General features: G+C 67.2%; 3 protein-coding genes. 2 read left to right on the top strand and 1 reads right to left on the bottom strand.

The genetic code is table 11. The features are described from left to right. Window positions 1-52: 52 nt before the first annotated feature. Entirely contained in the window at window positions 53-2,689 is a 2,637-nt protein-coding gene (locus VGP60_RS21030) for a valine--tRNA ligase (protein ID WP_327549752.1), read from the bottom strand. 114 nt (window positions 2,690-2,803) lie between these two features. On the opposite strand from VGP60_RS21030, the gene VGP60_RS21035 reads away from it, so the two are divergent. Together VGP60_RS21035 and VGP60_RS21040 are read left to right on the top strand one after the other, a co-directional pair. Beyond that, the gene (locus tag VGP60_RS21035) at window positions 2,804-3,775 is read left to right on the top strand and encodes a hypothetical protein (protein WP_327549753.1); all 972 of its coding nucleotides are present in this window, start codon (window positions 2,804-2,806) and stop codon (window positions 3,773-3,775) included. 26 nt (window positions 3,776-3,801) lie between these two features. Next, window positions 3,802-4,239, top strand: coding sequence for a MarR family winged helix-turn-helix transcriptional regulator (locus tag VGP60_RS21040; protein WP_327549754.1), 438 nt, complete (start codon window positions 3,802-3,804; stop codon window positions 4,237-4,239). Window positions 4,240-4,398 lie beyond the last annotated feature (159 nt).

Consider the following 4,398-nt stretch of genomic DNA (forward strand, 5'->3'; position numbering starts at 1 on the left):
GGGGGCATCCAGTGCCCCCAACGCCGCTTTGGGGTAATGATCTGTGCTGGGGCTACGAGATCGGCAGGGCCGTGAGGCGGACCTTGATGCGTTCGATGTCCGCCACCGCGGTTTCCCGCCGCAGCTTGATCTTGTCGATGACGTTCGCGGGCGCCTTGTCGATGAACGCGGTGTTCGCGAGCTTCACATCGGTCTGCGCCAGCTCCTTCTCCGCCACCGCGAGGTCCTTCTGCAGCCGCTTGCGCTCGGCGGCGACGTCGACGGTCCCCGAAAGGTCCAGCTCGACGGTGGCGGCTCCGCCGGAGAGACCGACCTCGATCGACGCGCTCGGCGCGAACGTTTCGTCGGGCTCGGTCAGCCGGACCAGCGAGCGGATCGCGGCGGAGTGCGCCACGAGGTCGTCGTGACCGGCGCCCGACAGCTTGGCCGCCACCTTCTGGCCCGGTCGCAGGCCCTGGTCCGCGCGGAAGCGGCGCACCTCGGTGACGAGCTTCTGCACGTCGGCGATCCGGGCGTCGACGGCCGGATCGGCGTAGGAACCGTTGGGAGCGGGCCATTGCGCGATGACGAGCGACTCGCCACCGGTCAGCGCGATCCACAGCTTCTCGGTGATGAACGGGATGAACGGGTGCAGCAGGCGCAGCACGGTGTCCAGCACGTGGCCGAGCACCGAGCGGGTCGCCGCGACCACGGGCTCACTGCCGTTGTAGAGCTGCTCCTTGGCCAGTTCGAGATACCAGTCGCAGAGCTCGTTCCAGGTGAACTGGTACAGCGTCTCCGTCGCCTTCGCGAACTGGTAGTCGGCCAGCTGACCGTCCACTTCGGACACTACGGTGTCGAGCCTGCCGAGGATCCAGCGGTCGGCTTCGGTCAGGTCAGCGGCCGCGGGCAGCCCGCCGGCAACGGTCGCGCCGTTCATCATCGCGAACTTGGTGGCGTTCCACAGCTTCGTGCAGAAACTGCGCGAACCGTTGACCCACTCCTCGCTGATCGGCACGTCCGTACCCGGGTTCGCCCCACGCGTCAGGGTGAACCGCAGCGCGTCGGTGCCGTAGCGGTCCATCCACTCGATCGGGTCGACGCCGTTGCCCGCGGTCTTCGACATCTTCTTGCCGAACTGGTCGCGGACCATGCCGTGCAGCACGATCGTCTTGAACGGCGGCTCACCGGTGGCGTAGAGGCCGAACATCATCATCCGGACGACCCAGAAGAACAAGATGTCGTATCCGGTGACCAGGGCCGAAGTCGGATAGAACTTGTTCAGGTCCGGCGTCTTCTCCGGCCAGCCCAGCGTGGAGAACGGCCACAGGCCAGAGGAGAACCAGGTGTCGAGGACGTCCTCGTCCTGGTGCCAGCCTTCGCCGGTCGGCGGTTCCTCGTCGGGGCCGACGCAGACGACCTCGTCGTTCGGGCCGTACCAGACCGGGATCCGGTGGCCCCACCACAGCTGACGCGAGATGCACCAGTCGTGCAGGTTGTCGACCCAGTCGAAATAGCGCTTCGCCATCTCGGGCGGGTGCACCGCGACGCGGCCGTCGCGCACGGCGTCGCCGGCGGCCTTGGCCAGCGGCGCCACCTTGACGAACCACTGCAGCGAAAGCCGCGGCTCGATCGGCTCCTTCGAGCGCTCGGAATGCCCGACGCTGTGCAGGTACGGACGCTTCTCCGCGACGATCCTGTCCTGCTCGCGCAGGCGCTCACGGATGGCGACGCGGGCCTCGAACCGGTCCATGCCGTCGAATTCCGTGCCCGTGTCGGCAATGCGGCCCGTCTCGTCCATGATCGTGAGCAGCGCCAGGTTGTGCCGCTGGCCGATCTCGAAGTCGTTCGGGTCGTGCGCCGGGGTCACCTTGACCGCGCCGGTGCCGAACTCGGGGTCGACGTGCTTGTCCGCCACGATCGGGATCTTGCGGCCGGTCAGCGGCAATTCGACCTCGGTGCCGACGAGGTGGGCGTACCGCTCGTCGTCCGGGTGCACCGCGACGGCGGTGTCGCCCAGCATCGTCTCGACCCGCGTGGTGGCCACGACGATCGAATCCGCGCCGTCGCCGTACCGCATGGAGACGAGCTCGCCTTCGACCTCCTTGTGCTCGACCTCGGCGTCCGAAAGCACCGAACGCAGGTCGGGCGACCAGTTGACCAGCCGCTCGGCGCGGTAGATCAAGCCGTCGTCGTAGAGCTTCTTGAAGATCGTGTTCACGGCCTGCGACAGGCCCGCGTCCATGGTGAAGCGCTCGCGGGTCCAGTCCACGCCTTCACCCAGGCGCTTCATCTGGGCGAGGATGCGGCCGCCGTGCTCGTTCTTCCACTGCCAGACGCGCTCGACGAAGGCCTCCCGGCCGAGCTCGCGGCGGCTGGTGCCCTCGGCGCGGAGCTGCTTCTCGACCAGTGCGTGGACGGCGATGCTCGCGTGGTCCATGCCCGGCAGGTACAGCGTCTCGTCGCCGAGCATGCGGTGGTAGCGGGTGATGGTGTCGATCAGCGTGTGCTCGAAGGCGTGGCCGATGTGCAGGGAACCGGTGACGTTCGGCGGCGGGATCACTACCGAGAACGGCGGCTTGTCCGACGTGGGATCGGCCGTGAAGTACTCGGCGTCTACCCAGCGCTGGTAGATCGCGGCTTCTTCTTCGGACGGCGTCCAGGTACCCGGTAGGTCGGTCGGCTGCTGTTGCGGGGCATTCTCGGTCACCTGTCAAGTCTACGAACCCGCTCAACACCGTTTCATCCGCCTTGCTCGCCGGCGGTAACGCTCACCCGTCCGTGGCGATGATGGGTTTGTCATCACCCTGGGGGAAGGCTGTCCATGTCCGAAGACCGGCGTATCGAAACACATCCCGAGCTCATGGATCCGGACTGGCAGAAGCACGCCGAACGCGAGGCGTGGACGGAAGTGAAGCGGTCCAAGCGCGGAAGCGACTCCCCGCGCACCAAGCGGCCCGCGCTGTGGGTATCGCTGGGGCTCGTCGCTTTGGTCGTCGGTGCCGTGGCGCTGAACCAGCTGCGCGACACGAACGCGAACGACAACGTCACCACCCCGCAGAACGCCTTGCCGCAGTACGCCAAGGTGGATCTGGCGCAGCCGTTCGCCCGCACGCCGGCCGCGGACTGGAAGGACGGCGCGGCCGGGTTCACCGTCCCCGCGCCCGCCGCTGTCGGCGCGTTCTCCGCCGAAGAGGTCGCGAGCGCCTACGACCAGGTGACCAAGGCCGTCGTCCAGAGCCGCCTCGATCGCAAGATGCTGATCGCCCACGACCCCTCGGCCTATCTCGCGCTGTTTTCGACGAACGAAGCGAAGCGGGTCAAGGAGATCCTCGACAAGCCGGACAAGACCGAGTCCGCCGCCTTCGTGACCTTGGTGGCCGACGGGTTCACCCTCCTTCCCTCCGGTCCCAAGCTCAGCGGGCGCCTGTCCGCCAAGCCCGGCGCCGAGGAAGGCGAGCTGATCATCCACGCCGAATACCTCATCGCCTACGCCTTCGACACGGCCAAGCCGGAGGACCTGATGGGCCCTGGCGACATCGTGGCCTTCTCTCGTAAGGACGAGGACTTCTCGCTGCTGAAGGGTTCCCGTTACTACGACGAGGACCTGGGACTGCGTTCCGGGGCCGGAGATGGCATGACCTATTCGATGGCGTGCGAACCGGCCAAGGCCGGGTATCTCGCGCCCGCCTACAGCGAGAAGGCACCCACGAGCTCGTCCGGCTCAGGCGAGTTCGACGAGGACATGATGTACAACCTGGACAAGGAGATGACCGACTCGGACGGGTGCAAATAGCCAACTCAACAGCCTAAGCTGTGTTTATGGGCAGAGTCACCACGCATGTCGCACAGGCCGCCGGCGAGCTTCGCGGAGTCGTCGGGCAGTTGCATCGGCGACTTCGCCAGGTCGACAACGCCGATGTGCTGACGCCGTCGCAGTCGGCCGTCCTCGGTCGCCTCGCCCGCGACGGCGCCGCGACGCAGGGCGAACTCGCCACGGCCGAACACGTCCGGCAGCAGTCGATGGCCGCGACCCTGGGCGTGCTCGACGAACTGGGCCACCTCACGCGCAGCCCCGACCCCGCCGACGGCCGCCGCACGCTGATCTCGCTGTCGAAACTCGGCGAGCGGACCGTCCGCGGCGTCCACCAGCACCGCGAGGAGTGGCTCGCGCGCGCCCTGGCGAGCGAGCTCAGCGCCGAGGAGCTCAAGACCGTCGTCGACGCCCTCCCCCTTCTGCGCCGCCTCACCCAACTCTGACCTCTCTCGCGCAACACCCCGCCATCTGTCGACAGCAATGCCACTGACTTAAGCTCGACTCAAGATCATCATTACCCTGGATGACTGGCATGCCACGCTCCGTGGCGACTCGGGTGTGGGTGCCAGGTGTGGCCAGTGCAGCCGCTTCTGGCATTTTTG

Source organism: Amycolatopsis sp., from assembly GCF_036008905.1.
Taxonomy (GTDB): domain Bacteria; phylum Actinomycetota; class Actinomycetes; order Mycobacteriales; family Pseudonocardiaceae; genus Amycolatopsis.

What these genes read in the sequence shown, in the direction of transcription:
- VGP60_RS21035 (WP_327549753.1), top strand. Translation starts at nt 2,804, where the DNA reads ATGTCCGAAGACCGGCGTATCGAAACACATCCCGAGCTCATGGATCCG.
- VGP60_RS21040 (WP_327549754.1), top strand. Translation starts at nt 3,802, where the DNA reads ATGGGCAGAGTCACCACGCATGTCGCACAGGCCGCCGGCGAGCTTCGC.